At 71.8% G+C, this 16,403-nt stretch carries 16 protein-coding genes; 8 read left to right on the plus strand and 8 right to left on the minus strand.

What is annotated here, in order from left to right; all coding sequences use genetic code 11:
* On the plus strand, positions 1–253 hold a 253-nt coding region (locus HMPREF9719_RS01660; RefSeq protein WP_004600225.1), incomplete at its 5' end, for a hypothetical protein.
* Between the two features lie 116 nt (positions 254–369).
* On the opposite strand, the gene HMPREF9719_RS01665 is transcribed toward HMPREF9719_RS01660, so the two are convergent.
* Entirely contained in the window at positions 370–1,392 is a 1,023-nt protein-coding gene (locus HMPREF9719_RS01665) for a 4-hydroxy-3-methylbut-2-enyl diphosphate reductase (RefSeq protein ID WP_004600226.1), read from the minus strand.
* Between the two features lie 139 nt (positions 1,393–1,531).
* Here HMPREF9719_RS01665 and xseA point away from each other — a divergent pair, with 139 nt between their 5' ends.
* Entirely contained in the window at positions 1,532–2,875 is a 1,344-nt protein-coding gene (gene xseA / locus HMPREF9719_RS01670) for an exodeoxyribonuclease VII large subunit (protein ID WP_004600227.1), read from the plus strand.
* A gap of 11 nt (positions 2,876–2,886) precedes the next feature.
* Positions 2,887–3,192: an exodeoxyribonuclease VII small subunit gene (locus tag HMPREF9719_RS01675; RefSeq protein ID WP_004600228.1), complete on the plus strand. Its 306-nt coding sequence runs from the start codon at positions 2,887–2,889 to the stop codon at positions 3,190–3,192.
* Positions 3,193–3,242: 50 nt separating this feature from the next.
* On the opposite strand, the gene HMPREF9719_RS01680 is transcribed toward HMPREF9719_RS01675, so the two are convergent.
* Positions 3,243–3,824, minus strand: a complete 582-nt coding sequence (locus HMPREF9719_RS01680) for a DUF4245 domain-containing protein (RefSeq protein ID WP_004601773.1) — start codon at positions 3,822–3,824, stop codon at positions 3,243–3,245.
* A 193-nt stretch (positions 3,825–4,017) separates the two neighbouring features.
* Between HMPREF9719_RS01680 and glpX the strand changes: the two genes are divergently transcribed.
* The 3 genes from glpX to HMPREF9719_RS01695 all read left to right on the plus strand — a co-directional run bounded on the left by glpX (position 4,018) and on the right by HMPREF9719_RS01695 (position 8,430).
* Complete coding sequence (glpX, locus tag HMPREF9719_RS01685; RefSeq protein ID WP_004600230.1) at positions 4,018–5,019, plus strand: class II fructose-bisphosphatase; 1,002 nt, start codon at positions 4,018–4,020, stop codon at positions 5,017–5,019.
* A gap of 251 nt (positions 5,020–5,270) precedes the next feature.
* Positions 5,271–6,671 carry a class II fumarate hydratase gene (locus tag HMPREF9719_RS01690; protein WP_004600231.1) on the plus strand — a complete coding sequence of 467 codons (1,401 nt, stop codon included), beginning with the start codon at positions 5,271–5,273 and terminating at the stop codon, positions 6,669–6,671.
* Positions 6,672–6,855: 184 nt separating this feature from the next.
* On the plus strand, positions 6,856–8,430 hold the full coding sequence (locus HMPREF9719_RS01695; RefSeq protein ID WP_004600232.1) for an MDR family MFS transporter: 1,575 nt from the start codon (positions 6,856–6,858) through the stop codon (positions 8,428–8,430).
* Positions 8,431–8,586: 156 nt separating this feature from the next.
* Here the strand turns inward: HMPREF9719_RS01695 and HMPREF9719_RS01700 are convergent, their stop codons facing one another.
* The 4 genes from HMPREF9719_RS01700 to HMPREF9719_RS01715 form a co-directional block, all read right to left on the minus strand.
* Complete coding sequence (locus tag HMPREF9719_RS01700) at positions 8,587–9,402, minus strand: family 1 encapsulin nanocompartment shell protein (protein WP_004600233.1); 816 nt, start codon at positions 9,400–9,402, stop codon at positions 8,587–8,589.
* A 100-nt stretch (positions 9,403–9,502) separates the two neighbouring features.
* A complete protein-coding gene (locus HMPREF9719_RS01705) occupies positions 9,503–10,582 on the minus strand; it encodes a Dyp-type peroxidase (RefSeq protein WP_004600234.1) in 1,080 nt (359 codons plus the stop codon).
* 185 nt (positions 10,583–10,767) lie between these two features.
* Positions 10,768–11,325 (minus strand): GNAT family N-acetyltransferase, encoded by a 558-nt coding sequence (locus HMPREF9719_RS01710; RefSeq protein ID WP_004600235.1) that lies wholly within the window; start codon positions 11,323–11,325, stop codon positions 10,768–10,770.
* Between the two features lie 160 nt (positions 11,326–11,485).
* On the minus strand, positions 11,486–12,157 hold the full coding sequence (locus HMPREF9719_RS01715; protein WP_004600236.1) for a LysR substrate-binding domain-containing protein: 672 nt from the start codon (positions 12,155–12,157) through the stop codon (positions 11,486–11,488).
* Here HMPREF9719_RS01715 and HMPREF9719_RS01720 point away from each other — a divergent pair.
* Entirely contained in the window at positions 12,156–12,563 is a 408-nt protein-coding gene (locus HMPREF9719_RS01720) for a DUF5997 family protein (RefSeq protein ID WP_038075051.1), read from the plus strand. The genes HMPREF9719_RS01715 and HMPREF9719_RS01720 overlap by 2 nt on opposite strands.
* Before the next feature lie 146 nt (positions 12,564–12,709).
* Here the strand turns inward: HMPREF9719_RS01720 and glyA are convergent, their stop codons facing one another.
* The gene (gene glyA, locus HMPREF9719_RS01725) at positions 12,710–13,999 is read right to left on the minus strand and encodes a serine hydroxymethyltransferase (RefSeq protein ID WP_004600238.1); all 1,290 of its coding nucleotides are present in this window, start codon (positions 13,997–13,999) and stop codon (positions 12,710–12,712) included.
* A gap of 262 nt (positions 14,000–14,261) precedes the next feature.
* On the opposite strand from glyA, the gene coaA reads away from it, so the two are divergent.
* The gene (coaA, locus tag HMPREF9719_RS01730; protein WP_004600239.1) at positions 14,262–15,200 is read left to right on the plus strand and encodes a type I pantothenate kinase; all 939 of its coding nucleotides are present in this window, start codon (positions 14,262–14,264) and stop codon (positions 15,198–15,200) included.
* A 145-nt stretch (positions 15,201–15,345) separates the two neighbouring features.
* Here coaA and HMPREF9719_RS01735 read toward each other — a convergent pair whose 3' ends face one another.
* The gene (locus HMPREF9719_RS01735; protein WP_004600240.1) at positions 15,346–16,227 is read right to left on the minus strand and encodes a 3-hydroxyacyl-CoA dehydrogenase; all 882 of its coding nucleotides are present in this window, start codon (positions 16,225–16,227) and stop codon (positions 15,346–15,348) included.
* Between the last annotated feature and the right edge of the window lie 176 nt (positions 16,228–16,403).

Below are 16,403 nucleotides of genomic sequence, written 5' to 3' on the forward strand. Positions count from 1 at the left end.
CCCGGATCAGCGCCCCGGGGCGGCGAAGGGCCGCAGCGAGCAGGCCCGGATCCGCGCGAGGCAGGCGAGCCGCGACTCCGCGGCCCGCGCCGACGGGGAGGCGGTCTCCTCGGCGAGCGAGGAGCGCCCGAGGCGCGGCCACGGCGCCAGGGTCACGACGAAGCGCAGCCAGCGCCGCACCCGCGAGGAGCCGCAGGCCCCGCAGATCACCGTCGAGGAGCTCATGCGCCGCAACGCCCGCGGCGAGGGCTAGCTTTCCCACGACGAACAGAGGCCGCCGCTGCCCCGCCCCAGTCTGTCGGGGCGGGGCGCGGCGGCCTCGGTGTGTCTTTAGGGCGCGGGGCTCGCGCCCGGCGCTGCCCGGGTGCCCTAGGTGCGGGCCGGGCGCAGCTCGCGGGGCAGGGAGAAGGTGATCTTCTCGCTGGCGGTGGTGACCTCCTCGACGTCGCCGAAGCCCCGCTCGGCGAGCGTGGTGACGACGTCGCGCACGAGGATGTCGGGCACCGACGCGCCCGAGGTGACGCCCACGGACTCGACGCCGTCGAGCCAGTCCTCGTCGATCTGGTGGGCGTAGTCGATAAGGTGTGCATCGTTAGCGCCGGCCTGGAGGGCGACCTCGACGAGGCGGCGGGAGTTCGACGAGTTCCGCGAGCCGACGACGAGCATGAGGTCGCAGCGCTCGGCGATGGCCTTGACCGCGACCTGCCGGTTCTGCGTCGCGTAGCAGATGTCGTCGCTCGGCGGGTCGTCCAGGTGCGGGAAGCGCCGGTGGAGCGCCTCGCGGATCTTCATCGTCTCGTCGACCGAGAGGGTCGTCTGGGACAGCCAGATGAGCTTCTCGTCGGCGAGCCAGCCGGGCAGCTCGTCGACGCCCTCGACGCCGTCGACGAGGTGGGTGAGCTCGGGCGCCTCGCCGGCGGTGCCCTCGACCTCCTCGTGGCCCTCGTGCCCGATGAGCAGGATGTGGTATCCGGCCTTCGCGAAGCGCTTGACCTCGTTGTGGACCTTGGTGACCAGCGGACACGTCGCGTCCAGCGTCTTGAGCGACAGGCCGCGCGCCGAGTCGCGCACCGCGGGGCTCACCCCGTGCGCGGAGAACACCGTGTGCGCGCCCTCGGGGATCTCGTCGGTGTCCTCGACGAAGATGGCGCCGCGCTCGCTCAAGGTCTCGACGACGTACTTGTTGTGGACGATCTGCTTGCGCACGTAGACCGGCGCACCGTACTTCTCTAAGGCGCGCTCGACGGTCTCGACGGCGCGGTCCACGCCCGCGCAGTAGCCGCGCGGCGCGGCGAGCAGCACCTTCTTGCCGCGCTCGCCGGTCGCCACGCCCGCCACCGTCGGGGCGGTGGGGATCGACGCCTCACCGGATAGCTGACCTTCGGAGCTCATGGCCCACACAGTATCGGACCCACCCCCCTGGCGCCTAGAGTGGAGAGGCACTCTGGCAGGCTCGGCCCTGCCCGCGGCGCCCGGCCGGGGCCTGCGGGGCGGTGGCCCGGGCGCGCAGGCGGGAAGGAGTTGAGGGCGCGTGGCACAGGCCTCCTCGAGCGCGGAGCGGCCGCTGCCCGTCGGTCGCGTCAACGGGCTCATCAAGGGCTGGATCGAGCGCCTCGGGTACGTGTGGGTCGAGGGTCAGCTCACCCAGGTGAACTACAAGGAGACCTGGGCGCTGTCCTACCTCACGCTGCGCGACGTGTCAGAGGAGTCCTCCCTGTCGCTCACGTGCCCGAGCTCGATCATCCGCTCCGCGCCGTTCCCGGTGCGCGACGGCGACCGGGTCGTCGTGTGCGCGAAGCCGAACTACTACCCCAAGCGCGGCACGTTCTCGCTGCGCGTCTCCGAGATCCGCCCCGTCGGCGTCGGCGAGCTGCTCGCCCGCATCGAGCGGCTGCGCCAGAGCCTTGCCGACGAGGGGCTCTTCGACGAGTCCCGCAAGACCCGCCCGCCGTTCCTGCCGCGCCGCGTGGGGCTCATCACCGGCAAAGACTCCGCCGCGGAGCGCGACGTCATGAGCGTCGCGCGCGACCGCTGGCCCGCCGTCGCCTTCGAGGTGCGCAACACCCCCGTGCAGGGCGCCGGCACCATGCCCCGCGTCGTCGAGGCGCTCAAGGAGCTCGATGAGGACCCGGCGGTCGACGTCATCATCATCGCCCGCGGCGGCGGCTCGGTGGAGGACCTGCTGCCCTTCTCCGAGGAGGAGCTCGTGCGCGCCGTCGCGGCCGCGCGCACCCCGGTGGTCTCCGCGATCGGCCACGAGCCCGACCACCCGGTGCTCGACAACGTCGCCGACCTGCGCGCCGCCACCCCCACGGACGCCGCGAAACGCGTGGTGCCCGACGTCGCCGGGGAGCGCGAGCTGCTCGCCGACCTGCGGGCCCGCGCCGCGGAGTCGCTTCGGCGCTGGGTGCGCACCCAGCGCGAGTCGCTGCGCGCCATCGCCACGCGCCCCTCGGTCGCGGACCCGACAACCGGGCTTCGCCGCCAGCGCGAGGAGACGCGGCTGCTCGGCGAGCGCTCCCGGCGCGCCGTCGGCCAGCTCCTCGAGCGGCACCGCGCGCAGCTCGCGTCGCTGCGCTCCTCGGTCGCGGCGCTGGGCCCCGCGGCCACCCTGGAGCGCGGCTACAGCATCGTCCAGGTCAAGCCGCGCGACGGCGGCGAGCCCGAGGTCGTCACCAGCGTCGAGCAGGCCCCGCCGGGCAGCCAGCTGCGCATCCGCGTCGCCGACGGCGCGGTGCTCGCCGCCGGCATCGGGGTGAGCCGCGCCGGCGCGGGCGACACGAAGAACACGGGCCAGACAGACAGCGGCGGCCCGGCCGGCGGCGCCGGCTCCCCCGCCGGACCCGAGCCCACGACCCCACCCAGCGAGCAGTAAGAGAGGCCACCATGACCAGCCCGAACAACCCCGACACCGTCGGCAGCGGCGAGCCCAACGAAAACGCCTTCCCCCCGGTCGAGGAGCTCGGCTACGAGCGGGCCCGCAAGGAGCTCGCCGAGACGGTAAGCATCCTCGAGCGCGGCCAGATGAGCCTGGACGAGTCGCTCACCTACTGGGAGCGCGCCGAGGCGCTCGTCACCTACTGCGAGGGGCAGCTCAGCCGCGCCGAGGAGCGCGTCGAGAAGGCCCTCGGCGACCGGGACGGCGGCGAGGACGAGGCCGCCGCCGGCGCCGAGGAGGACGCGCCCTTCTAGCTAGCGCGGTGCCGCTGTCCTTATCCCCCGGCGGCGCCGCTTCCCGGCCGCTAGCCCTGGGCGGGCTCCCCGCCGGGCAGCGGGTCGGCGTCGAGCGCGGCGCTAAAGAGCTCGGCGCGCTCCTCGTCGGTGGCCGCGCCGCTGACCATGAGCCGCGCGTCGCCCGCGTCGACGACCCACACGTCGCGCGCGTCGCCGTTCGGGTCGGCGAACACCTCGGCCGTCGCGCCGCCGGGCAGCGACTCCTCGCCCGCGGGCTCCCGAAACGCCCCGTCGAGCCCCGCCGCGCCCTCCGCGGGCGCGCCCGTCTGCACGAGCCGCAAGTACCCGTCGTCGGCGGTGATGTAGCCGACCGCCGCGCCAGGCTCCCCGTCGACCTGGAGGCGGCGGGCCGAGTTCGCGGTCCACCCCTCGGGGCGCTCGGGCAGGCGCACCGCGAACGGCATGCTGCGCGCCTCGAGCTCGAGGAACGAGGCCTCGTCGACCTCCTGGACGGGCCCGCCCTCCGGGCGGCCCGGCTCGAAGGAGCACAGCCCGGTGGGCAGCACGAAGCCCACCATGACGGCGACGACGACGATGAGGGTGAAGACCATGTCCCGGCCGCCCTCGAAGACCTTCGGCTTGGCTACCACGCCCCTTAGTATGGCACGCCGCCCCGCTGCGCCCGCCGGGCCTTAGGACCCCCGGGCTTGGGCGGGGAGTTTAGACTCTGGCGGTGGACCCCGGCCCCGCGGCCACCCCGCGAGAAGGCCGGCCGCGACGACCAACCCCGCACCGAACCTTAACGTTCGGCCCCGCCGACCATGGAGGCATAAGGCAGCAATCATGACCACTCCCAGCCCGCACTACCTGCCCGACCGCAACCTCGCCATGGAGCTCGTCCGCGTCACCGAGGCCGCGGCGCTCGCCGCGGGCCGCTGGGTCGGCCGGGGCCAGAAGAACGAGGGCGACGGCGCCGCCGTCGACGCGATGCGCCGCGTCATCAACTCGGTCACCATGGCCGGCGTCGTCGTCATCGGCGAGGGCGAGAAGGACGAAGCGCCCATGCTCTTCAACGGCGAGCAGGTCGGCACCGGCGAGGGCGCGGCCGTCGACATCGCCGTCGACCCCGTCGACGGCACCACGCTCATGGCCGAGGGCCGCCCCAACGCCATCTCCGTCATCGCCGCAGCGGAGCGCGGCTCCATGTACGACCCGTCCGCGGTGTTCTACATGGACAAGATCGCCGTCGGCCCCGAGGCGAAGGGCCACATCGACATCACCGCGCCCGTCAAGGCCAACATCGAGGCCGTCGCCCGCGCGAAGAACATCGCCGTCGCCGACACCACCGTCGTCGTCCTCGACCGGCCCCGCCACCGCGGCCTCATCGAGGAGATCCGCGAGGCCGGCGCGCGCGTCCAGCTCATCTCCGACGGCGACGTCGCCGGCGCGGTCGCCGCCGCGCAAGACGACGCGCAGAGCTCCGTCGACATCATGATGGGCACCGGCGGCACGCCCGAGGGCATCATCACCGCCTGCGCGATGAAGTGCCTCGGCGGGGAGATCCAGGGCCGGCTCGCGCCGCGCGACGACGCCGAGGCCGAGAAGGCCCGCGCCGCCGGCCACGACCTCGGCCGCGTGCTCGGCACGAACGACCTCGTCTCCTCGGACAACTGCTACTTCGCCGCCACCGGCGTCACCAGCGGAGACATGGTCGCCGGCGTGCGCTACCGCTCCACCGGCGCGGTGACGAGCTCCCTGGTCATGCGCTCCAGCTCCGGCACGGTGCGCTACCTGGACTCCTACCACCGCCAGGCGAAGGTCGACGACTACACCCCCGAGGCCTAGCCCCGGCCCCGAACGCCGGGCCCATCCCCGCCCGCCCGCTCGCCGATCCGGAGCGGGCGGGCGGATTCGTCCCCCGAGACGGCCCCACCGCCCGCGCGGCTGGGCCATACTGGGTAGGCGTGCGGGCGCGGAGCAGAGGCGCCGCGCCGGGCTAGACACGGCCACCGCCCGTCCACCGCCACCGCCGCCGCTCACAAGCGGCGGCGCCTTTAAACAACAGAAGACCACCAACCCCGAGAACGAAGGATCCTATGGCAGACCAGGACTACCGCGTCGAACACGACACCATGGGCGAGGTGCGCGTCCCGAAGGACGCGCTGTGGCGCGCGCAGACCCAGCGCGCGGTGAACAACTTCCCCGTCTCCGGCAGGCCGCTGGAGGCCGCGCAGATCCGCGCACTCGGGCTTCTTAAGGCCGCGTGCGCGACGGTGAACAAGGCCTCCGGGGCGCTGCCCGCGGACAAGGCCGACGCGATCGTCGCCGCCGCCACGGAGATCGCCGAGAACCGCCACGACGAGCAGTTCCCCATCGACGTGTTCCAGACCGGGTCGGGCACCTCGTCGAACATGAACACCAACGAGGTCATCGCCTCGCTCGCGAAGCGCGCGGGCGTCGAGGTGCACCCCAACGACGACGTCAACCACGGCCAGTCCTCGAACGACACGTTCCCCACCGCCACGCACGTCGCCGCGACCGAGTCCGCGGTGCGCGAGCTGATCCCCGCCCTGAAGGCGCTCAAGGAGTCGCTCTCCAAGAAGGCCGGGGAGTTCGCCGAGGTCGTCAAGCCCGGCCGCACCCACCTCATGGACGCCGTGCCGGTCACCCTCGGCCAGGAGTTTTCCGGCTACGCGCACCAGATCGCCGCCGGCATCGAGCGCGTCGAGGCGACCCTGCCCAGGCTCGGGGAGCTCGCCATCGGCGGCACCGCCGCGGGCACGGGTATCAACACCCCGGCGGACTTCGGCGCGAAGGTCACCGAGGAGCTCAAGCGGCTCACCGGGCTCGACGAGCTCAAGGAGGCGCGCAACCACTTCGAGGCGCAGGCCGCGCGCGACGGGCTCGTCGAGTACTCCGCGGCGATGCGCGGCGTGGCGGTCTCCCTCTACAAGATCGCCAACGACATCCGGCTCATGGGCTCCGGCCCGCTCACCGGCCTCGGGGAGCTGCGCCTCCCCGAGCTGCAGCCCGGCTCGTCGATCATGCCCGGCAAGGTCAACCCCGTGCTCTGCGAGACCGCCACCCAGGTCGCCGCGCAGGTCATCGGCAACGACTCCGCCGTCGCGTTCAGCGGCACGCAGGGCCAGTTCGAGCTCAACGTGTTCATCCCCGTCATGGCGCGTAACGTGTTGGAGTCGGCCCGGCTGCTGGCCAACACCGCCCGCCTCGTCGCGGAGAACATGGTCGACGGGCTTGAGGCCAACGCCGAGGAGATGGCCCGCCAGGCGGCCTCCTCGCCGTCGATCGTCACGCCGCTGAACTCGGCGATCGGCTACGACGCCGCCTCCAAGGTCGCGAAGCACGCCCTCAAGGAGGGCATCACCATCCGCCAGGCGGTCGTCGACCTGGGCCTCGTCGACGGGGAGAACCTCACCGAGGAGGAGCTCGACCGCCGCCTCGACGTGCTGGCGATGACCAACCCGGAGCGCGGCTAGCCCCCGCGCCGCCGAGCGCCCCGCCGGGCGGCAGAAGGCCAAAGCCCGGCGCCGCACCCCGGCCCCGCCGCCCCAGCCACGGGCGGCCGGGGCCGGGGTTTTGGCTCACCATTATCGGAAAGTATCGAACAGGAAAGCGCCCCGCGGCCCCCGCGGGGCGGACCGGAAAGGACAGTGACCGTGCATGGCGTCTCAGGAGCACTCCCCCGCTAGCGGCTCGACGCGCCAGGGGGAGGGCGGCGGCTACGCGAGCGACGCGGAGCGCAAGCGCATGCTGCCGTGGGTGATCGCCACCCTCATCCTCTCGATGCTCATGAGCTCGCTCAACCAGATGATCTTCGTCGCCGCGCTGCCCACCATCGTCGGCGAGCTCGGCGGCGCGAACCACATCTCGTGGGTGATCAGCGGCTTCCTCCTCGGCCAGACGATCGCCCTGCCGATCATCGGGAAGCTCGGCGACCAGATCGGCCGCAAGGGCCTCTTCCTCGGCGCGACCGTCGTGTTCGTCATCGGCTCGCTGCTCGGCGGCTCGGCGACGTCCATCGGGGTGCTCATCGCCGCGCGCATCGTCCAGGGGCTCGCCGCGGGCTCGCTCATGACGCTCTCCCAGGCGATTACCGCGGAGGTGACGACCTCGAGGGAGCGCGGCCGCTACATGGGCTTCATGTTCGCCGCCTTCGGCGTCGCCTCCGTGCTCGGCCCGGTGCTCGGCGGCTGGTTCACCGACGGGCCCGGCTGGCGCTGGGGCCTGTACTTCAACGTGCCGCTCGGCGCGATCTCGCTGATCTCCACGGCGCTGCTGCTCAAGCTGCCGCGCCGGCCGAAGCGCCTCGACTGGGATATCCCCGGCACCATCGCGATGATCGTCGCGACCTCGAGCCTCATCGTCACGGTGACGTTCGGCGGCAACCAGTACGAGTGGACCGACCCGGTCATCCTCACGCTCGCGGGCGTGTTCATCGTCTCCACGCTGGCGTTCCTCTTCGCGGAGCTCCACTCCAGCGAGCCGCTCATCGCGCTCGGCCTGTTCCGCAAGCGCAACTTCCTCATCACGACGCTGTGCGGCTTCGGGGTGGGCATCTTCCTCTTCGGGACGCTCGCCTACCTGCCGACCTACATGCAGATGGTCCACATGCTCTCCCCCACCAACGCGGGCCTGATGATGGTGTGGATGATCGCCGGCATGATGGCCACCTCGATCACGACGGGCCAGATCATCTCGCGCACGGGCAGCTACAAGTGGTTCCCCGTCGTGGGCCTCACGCTCGTGGGCGTCATGCTCGTCCTCATCTCCGGGGTCACCCCGGAGACGCCGCTGACCAGGCTCGGGTTCTACATGCTCGGCCTCGGCGTCGGCATCGGCATGACCATGCAGATCCTCCTGCTCATCGTGCAGAACGCGTTCCCGCTCTCCGAGGTGGGCGTGGTGACCTCGGTGAACAACTTCTTCCGCCAGACCGGCGGCGCCGTGGGCACCGCCCTGGTGGGCAGCGTGCTCTCCGCGAACCTCGCGGAGCTGCTCGCCGAGCGGGTGCCGGCCGCGCTCGGCGACGACGTCGACCCCGGCGCGCTGCCGGACGCGTCGAGCCTCACCCCGGACATCATCGACGACCTGCCGCCGGCGCTCACCGAGGCGGTGACGAGCTCCTACAACGACGCGCTCATGCCGGAGTTCCTGTGGCTCGCGCCGCTGGCGTTCGCGTGCGCCGCGGCGCTGCTCTTCATCCGCAACGACCGGCTCAAGGAGACCATCGACTAGCCCCCCGGCTAGCCTCCGTCGCGCGCGGGCGCCGCCCGCCCGCCGCGCGGATAGAAGAGAACCGCCCCGGCGGGCCAGCTCGGCCCGCCGGGGCGGCGTTCTTTCGGCCCCGCTCCCCCGCCGCCCTACGCGGCGCGGGAGGAGGCGGGGCGCCCTCTAGTTCGGCTCGGCGATGGCGACGCCGGCCTCCTCGGAGGCGACGGCGAAGGTGAAGGACTCCTGCAGGTAGAGCTCCACGGCGTTCGCGTCGGAGCTCGTGTAGCCGATGGAGAGGTCCTGGCCGAGGTGGAGCTCGTAGTCCCCGCCGCGGGCGGAGACGAGCAGCGCCCCGTCGAGCGCGGGCGCCCAGATGAGGCGGCCGTCCTCGCGCAGCACCCGCTCGATGTGCTGCCGGATCGGGTAGCCGTGGTCGGTCTCCTGGAGCACCTTGGTGTAGAGCTCCTCGGAGAGCAGCAGGTTGTAGGGGCCCTCGACGCCCTCGCGGCGCAGCTTGTTGAGCGCCTCGGCGACGGCGCCGGGCAGCTCGGCGGTATCGCTCGGCAGCTCGACGGGCTCGTTGTCGGAGCTGCGCACGATCCCGGGGATCGCGCCGTCCTTCGTGCCGTGGAAGACGATCCGGTCCTCGGCGATGGCGATGCGGCGGGCGGCGGCGCGCACCGCGTCGACGTCGGCATCGACCGCGCCGCGCAGCACGGCGTCGAGCTCCGCGCGCTCGAGGGTGAAGGGCACCTTGAGCTCGACGACGGGGTAGACCTCGCGGGTGCGGGTCTCCACCCCGTCGGTCGCGGACGGCCCGTCGGTGAGCCGGCCGGTCGACAGCGCGGAGAAGTCCAGCCCCTTGGGCTCGGTGACGTCGACGACGCGGCGCCCCGCGATGGTGCGGGTGAACTGGGTGCGCGCGTCGTCCTCGATCTCGTCCCACGCCGCATCGGAGATCGGCGCGAGCTCGCGGTGCAGGTTGTTGGCGGTCATGGCGGTCCTCCCAAAACGCTTCGTTCGGCCCGCGGCGTGCTGCGCCGCGGGTGATGGTTTCTAAGGCGTCGGTGTTCGGTTGTCTCTCGGCGGTCGGCGCTTAAGAGCGCGGGGCGTCGTCCTCGCGGCCGAGGTCCGGGGTGGCGCGCAGCCCGCCGATGCCCAGGCCGCGCTCGGGCCCGCCGGCCGGGGGCGCGGTTAGCTCCGGCTCCCCTGCCCCGTCGCCGTCGTCCTCGGCGGGCTCGCCGGGAGCCGGCAGGTCGGCGAGCCCCTCGAGCTGCGCGACCGAGGGGATGAAGAACAGGGTGCCGGTCTCGGGGATCGAGAAGTCGAGGATCCGGTCGTAGTTGCCCTCCGGGCTGCCCAAGAACATGTTCTTAAGCATCTGCTCGGTCACCCACGTCCGGCCGCTGTAGCCGATGAAGAACGTGCCGACCTCCCCGTCCTTTAAGGATCCGAAGGGCATGTTGAGCCGGAAGATGTCCTGGTCCTCGCCGTCGTCGTCCTCGACGTCGTTGAGCGCGACGTGCGAGTTGTCCGGCTGGGCGTCGTCCTCGAGCTCGACGTCGTCGAGCTTCGTGCGCCCGATGACGCGCTCCTGCTCCTCGGTGCTCAGCGCCTCCCAGTCCTCGATCAGGTGCCGGTAGCGCTGCACGTGCACGTACGAGCCGCCCGCGTAGTCGGGGTCCTCCTCGGCGGAGATGCGCACCGCCCGCTCGGCGTCGGAGCCCTCGGGGTTCTCCGTGCCGTCGACGAAGCCTAAGAGGTCGCGGTTGTCGAAGTAGCGGAAGCCCTGCACCTCGTCCTCGACCTCGACGTCGCCGCCGAGCTTCGCAAGGACGATGCGGGCGAGCTCCCAGCACATGCCCATCTCCCGGCCGCGGACGTGGAGGAACACGTCGCCCGGCGTCGAGGGCGCGGCGTGCTTCGCGCCGCGCAGCTCCGGGAAGGGGTGCAGGTCCTTCGGCTTGCGCGCCGAGGTCATCCGGCCCCACATCTCGGAGCCCAGCCCGACGACCGCGATGAGCTCGGCGTCGTTGTGGCGGAACGAGACCGCCCGGGTGAGCTCGGGGAGCTCGGCGAGCTGGTCGCGCACCGCCACCGCCCTGCCGGGCCCGACGGTGAGAGTGAGGAAGATCGCGGCGTTCGCCGGCGCGGAGACGATCTGCTGGGTCGCCATCGCTAGCGGCACACCCCCTTTCGGTTCGCGCGCGTGGCTGCCCTCCCCGACCCCTTACTTCCCGGGGAGGGCGCTTCGGCCCGCCCCGGGACAACGCCCAGGGGCAGGTCCTTATGCCACCCACGCTAGCGGCCGCCGCGGACGCGTGCCGCGGGTTTGCCTCGCCCGGGGCGTGCCCGGCGCGTTTAGGTGTCCGGCAGGTCCTCGACGTGGATGTCGGGCTTGTCGAGGAGCTTCTCCCACACGTCCGTGTCGCGCCACTCGCCCTCGCGCTCCCCGTAGGGCATCTTCGCGATGTGGTGGTACGTCGCGACCTTGGTGAAGCCGCGCGACTCGTGGAGCCGCTGGGAGCCCTCGTTTTCGGGGAAGATCCACGAGTGGATGCCCCACTTGCCGAGCGCCGCGCAGCGCTCGATGAAGCGGTCGAGGAGCTTGCCGGCGATGCCGCGGCCGATCTCCTCGGGGTCGGTGTAGATCGAGTCCTCGACCACCCCGTGGAAGACCTGCCTCGTCGAGATCGGCGCCCCGGAGACCCAGCCGACGACCTTGTCGGGGTTCGAGGCCTCCACGGCGACGAAGAGGGTCTCGGGCAGCTTGTGGGAATAAAACTCCTCCCACTCCGGCGCCTTGCGCTCGAAGGTGGCGTGCCCGGACTTGATGCCGTTCTCGTAGATTTCGCGGACCTGCTCGTAGTCCTGCTCGGTCATCTCGCGCACGAGGATGTCGTTGTTGCCTTCGGCCATGGCTCCACGTCCTGTCTTCATCGCTGGGATTGTCTCGAGTTGGCCGCCGCGAGGACGCCTCGCCGCGCGGGGCCGGCCGATCCGCGCCGCGGCGCGGTGGGCTCGCGGCGCTTCGCGCCAACCTACGCCATCTCGCCGCGCCGGTCACCCCGGCGCCCCGTCAGCGCCGGCCGCGGCGCCTGCCCTTGGGCTTCGCGCGCGCGGCGCGGCGGGCCTGCTTGGCAAGCGTCTTCTCCCGCGCGCTGCGCTTCTTCGGCCGCTCCAACCTGGTGGAGTTGGCCGTGCGGCCCTTGGCGATGCCAACGAAATCCTGGATCGCGGGCGAGTCCTTCTCCTTGGGCCACACGAGAGCGATGGAGGTCTGTGGCACCGAGTCGTCGCGGTACTTCAGGGCCGCGACGCGCCGCCCGGCGAGCTGGCGCACGAGCGGGAAGGGCGCGACGACGACGCCGACGCCGGCGGCGACGACGGGCAGGAGCTCGCGGACCTTCGCGGGGTCGACGTCGCCGCTAGGCGTGGGCCGGTAGTGGCACGTTTCGCCTGCGATGTCGGCGGCGTCGATGGGCCCGCCGGCGAGCGCGTAGACGCTCTCGGCGGGCACGCCCACGCCGCGGGCCTCCTCGTAGAGCACCACCCGGTGGAGCTCGCCGGCGCGCTCCTCGACCCTTCGGTCCGGGAGCCTGACGAGCGCGGCGTCGGCCGCGCCGTTAAGGAGCCGGGCGACGGGGTCGTCGGCGGCCGCGGCGTCGAGGGCGGGGTGGCCGGTGCGCTCGGTGTAGCGGCGCAGCCACTTGCCGGGCTCGGTGCCGGTGGCGAAGCTTAAGGTCACCATGGGCTGGAATGATACGGTACGAGCCGTGAGCGACCAGCCTGCCAACGACAGCCCGCGCCCCGCGTCCTCGACGGCGATGAAGCCGGCGACCGCGGCGAAGAAGCTCGGGATCTTCCTGCCCGCCGCGCCGCAGGAGTTCCGCGATAACGCGGTAACCCACGCGGAGCTTCGCGAGCTGCAGCACAACCCGCCGGAGTGGCTCAACGAGCTGCGGCGCACCGGCCCGCACCCGCGGCCGGTCGTGGCGCAGAAGCTGGGCGTGACGATCTCGGCGCTCAAGCGCAACGGCGCGGACAAGGCGCTGACCACCGAGGAGATCAACGAGCTCCTCGCTAACAAGCCCGCCTGGCTCGAGGAGGCCCGCCGGCAGCTCGCCGAGGAGCGCGCCGCCCGCGGCGACGCCTAACGCCTCATCTCAAGCCCTCCCCCGCCGCGCCGATCCCCAGACCCGGCGCGGGAGGCCCAGACAGCGACGCGCCCGCCGCTGCGCCCCGGCCTGCTCGGCCTGCGGGGCGCGGCGCGCGGGCGCTCGCGTCTGTCGAGGTGATTTTTCTAGTCGAGGAACTTCCAGTCCTCGAGCCCGTCGTAGAGCGGGTACTGCTCGGCGAGCTTGTCGACGCGGCGGCGCAGCGCCTCGACGTCGGCGTTCTTGCCCTCGACGAGCGCGGTGCCGATGATGTCGGCGACCTCGGTGAAGGCCTCCGCGCCGAAGCCGCGGGTCGCGAGCGCCGACGCGCCGATCCGCAGGCCGGAGGAGACTGCCGGCGGGCGCGGGTCAAAGGGCACGGCGTTGCGGTTGACGGTGATCCCCGCGGCGTGGAGGAGGTCCTCGCCCTGCTGCCCGTCGAGCGGGGAGTTGCGCAGGTCGACGAGCACGAGGTGGACGTCCGTGCCGCCGGTGACGAGGTCGACGCCCGCCTCCTTGGCGTCCTTCTCGAGGAGGCGCTCGGCGATGATCTGCGCGCCCTCGATGGTGCGCTTCTGGCGGTCCTTGAACTCCTCGCCCGCGGCGATCTTGAAGGCGGTGGCCTTCGCGGCGACGACGTGCATGAGGGGGCCGCCCTGCTGGCCGGGGAAGACGCGCGAGTTGAGCTTCTTCGCCCAGTCCTGCTTCGCGAGGATGAGCCCGGAGCGCGGCCCGGAGAGCGTCTTGTGCACCGTCGAGGAGACGATATCGGAGTGCGGCACCGGGGAGGGGTGCAGGCCGGCGGCGACTAGGCCCGCGAAGTGGGCCATGTCGGTCCACAGCACGGCGCCGACCTCGTCGGCGATCTCCCGGAAGGCGGCGAAGTCCTCGATGCGGGGGTAGGCCGACCAGCCGGCGATGATGACCTTCGGGCGGTGCTTCTTCGCGAGCTCGCGCACCTGGTCCATGTCGACGCGCATGGTCTCCGGGTTCACGCCGTAGGCGACGACGTTGTAGAGCAGCCCGGAGAAGTTGATCTTCATCCCGTGGGTGAGGTGCCCGCCGTGGTCGAGGGACAGCCCGAGGATCGTGTCGCCGGGCTCCGCCGCCGCGGCGAGCACCGCCGCGTTCGCCGTCGCGCCCGAGTGGGGCTGGACGTTGGCGAACTCCGCGCCGAAGAGCTCCTTCGCGCGGTCCCGGGCGAGGTCCTCGACGACGTCGACGTGCTCGCAGCCGCCGTAGTAGCGCCGCCCCGGGTAGCCCTCGGCGTACTTGTTGGTGAGCACCGAACCCTGCGCCTGGAGCACCGCGCGCGGCACGAAGTTCTCCGAGGCGATCATCTCAAGGGTGCTGCGCTGCCGGTCGAGCTCCCCGCCGATGGCGGAGAACACCTCGGGGTCGAGCTCGGACAGCGCCTGGTATCGCACATCACTCATTATTTTGTCTCCTTGTCAAAGGCCTAACGGCGCCCGGCCGCCCCCGCCCCGCCTGTCGGCCGGGCGCCGCCATGATGGCGTGGGACAAAGCCGGCTTCGCCGGATCCGGAAAACACCTTACCTTCTAGATGTAGCACGAATTACACGCCCACCTGGGCATCGAGTGGGCGGTATACATTCATCGCGCCGGGCCGCGGGCCGCGCGGGACCCGGCGGGGGGTTGACGGGGGAGGCGGGGTGGCATAAGGCACAATGGTGAGTCATGACTCGCAGCAGCGGATCGCCCAAGTCGGTGAGCCCCTACCTGGAATTCTCCCGGGCGCAGTGGCAGGAGCTGCGTCAGGCCATGCCGATGGTGCTCTCCGAGGCCGAGGTCGCGGAGCTCCGCGGCATCGGGGAGAACATCGACCTCGCGGAGGTCGCCGAGGTCTATCTGCCGCTCTCGCGCCTCTTACACCTCCAGGTGCGCGCCCGGCAGCGGCTCATGGACGCCACGACGACGTTCCTCGGCCAGCCGCCAGTGCCGGTGCCGTTCATCATCGGGCTCGCCGGCTCGGTGGCGGTCGGCAAGTCCACCACCGCGAGGCTTTTGCAGGTGCTCCTCCAGCGCTGGGACACCCACCCGAGGGTCGACCTTGTGACCACCGACGGGTTCCTCCACCCCGCCGCGGAGCTCAACCGGCGCGGGCTGATGAAGCGCAAGGGTTTCCCCGAGTCCTACGACCAGCGCGCGCTGTTGCGCTTCGTCACCAACGTCAAGGCCGGGCAGCGCGACGTGCACGCCCCGCTCTACTCGCACCGCCTCTACGACCGGGTGCCCGATGAGGACATCGTCGTCGACCAGCCCGATATCCTCATCCTCGAGGGCCTCAACGTCCTCCAGACGGGGCCGAGCCTCATGGTCTCCGACCTGTTCGACTTCTCCATTTACGTCGACGCCCCCTCGGAGATCATCGAGAAGTGGTACGTCGAGCGCTTCCTCACCATGCGCGACACGGAGTTCCGCCGGCCCGACTCCCACTTCAAGGGCTACGCAGGGCTCTCCGACGACGCCGCCGTCGCCGAGGCCCGCGACTTCTGGCAGTCGATCAACCTGCCCAACCTCGTGGAGAACATCCTGCCCACCCGGGTGCGCGCCTCGCTCGTGCTCACCAAGGGCGAGAACCACCGCGTCCAGCGGGTGCGGATGCGCAAGCTCTAGCGCCCTCCCCCGCCCTCAAGACGCAGCGGCGGCCCGCCCCGGGGGACCGCGGCGGGCGCTGAGGATCGCCCGGCCGCGGCCGCCTAAGGCGGGCCGCGCCCTATGCCCCGCTGCCGGCCGAAGCCCGCGGCGGGAAGTCTTTTACCTAGTCGTCGATGCGGTTGCCGTCCTCGTCGTAGCGCAGGAAGCCCTCGCCAGACTCGACACCGGTCTTGCCCTTCTGGACGAACTCCTCGTCGATGCGCCTCGCGATGCGGACCATCTCCTCGTCGTCGCGCGCCATGCCCACGGCGGCGACGGTGCGCAGGCCGACGACATCCATGCCCTGGAAGGGCCCCATCGGCGACCCGGTGGAGACCCGCCAGTCGCGGTCGACCTCCGCGGGGTCGGCGATGTCCTGGTCCCAGAGCTTCTGCCCGGCCTCGACGAAGGGCACGAGCAGGCTGTTGAGGATGTAGCCCGGGTGTTCCCGCTTGATCTCTACGGGGACCATCTCCATCTCGTGGGCGTACTGGACGACGGCCTTGCGGACCTCCTCGTCGGTCTTGTCGGTGGGCATGACCTCGGCGGTGCGGAAGTGCCACAGCTCGTTGGCGAAGTGCAGCGCGAGGAAGCGCTCCTCTCGGCCGGTCTCCTCGCGGTAGTCGCTGGGCCGCAGCGTCGAGGTGTTCGTCGCGAAGATGGTCTTCTCCGGGGCGACCTTCCCGACCGCCGACCAGATCTCCTTCTTGAGGTCGAGGCGCTCCGGCACGGCCTCGATGACGAGGTCCGCGTCCGAGACGGCCTCCGCGAGGTCGCTCGACTGGGAGAGGCGCTCGCGGGTCTCCTTGATGCGCTCCTCGGTGGCGCCCTCGACGCCGGCGGCGTACGTCTTGTCGAGCTTGTCGAAGCGGTCCTTCGCGGCGGCGAGCGCGTCGTCGTTGATGTCGTAGCTGACGACGTTCTTGCCGGCGAAGGCGGCCTGGTAGGCGATCTGCGCGCCGAGCACGCCGGCGCCGAGCACGGTGACGTTGTTGATGTCGGTCATGGGCGATCCTTCCCGTCGGTCCTGGGCTCCACGGATTCGGCCGGGCCTGAGGGCTGGGCGCCCGCGGCCCGGTCACGCGCGATAGTAGGACCGCCTTAGCCGCGCCGGGGCGGGTTTACCCCCGCCAGTTCTATCCGGACTCGTTTCCACTAGGGCTTCTGTGGCGCGGCTGTGGG

The sequence above is a fragment of the Corynebacterium otitidis ATCC 51513 genome, from assembly GCF_000296405.1.
Classification (GTDB): Bacteria; Actinomycetota; Actinomycetes; order Mycobacteriales; family Mycobacteriaceae; genus Corynebacterium; species Corynebacterium otitidis.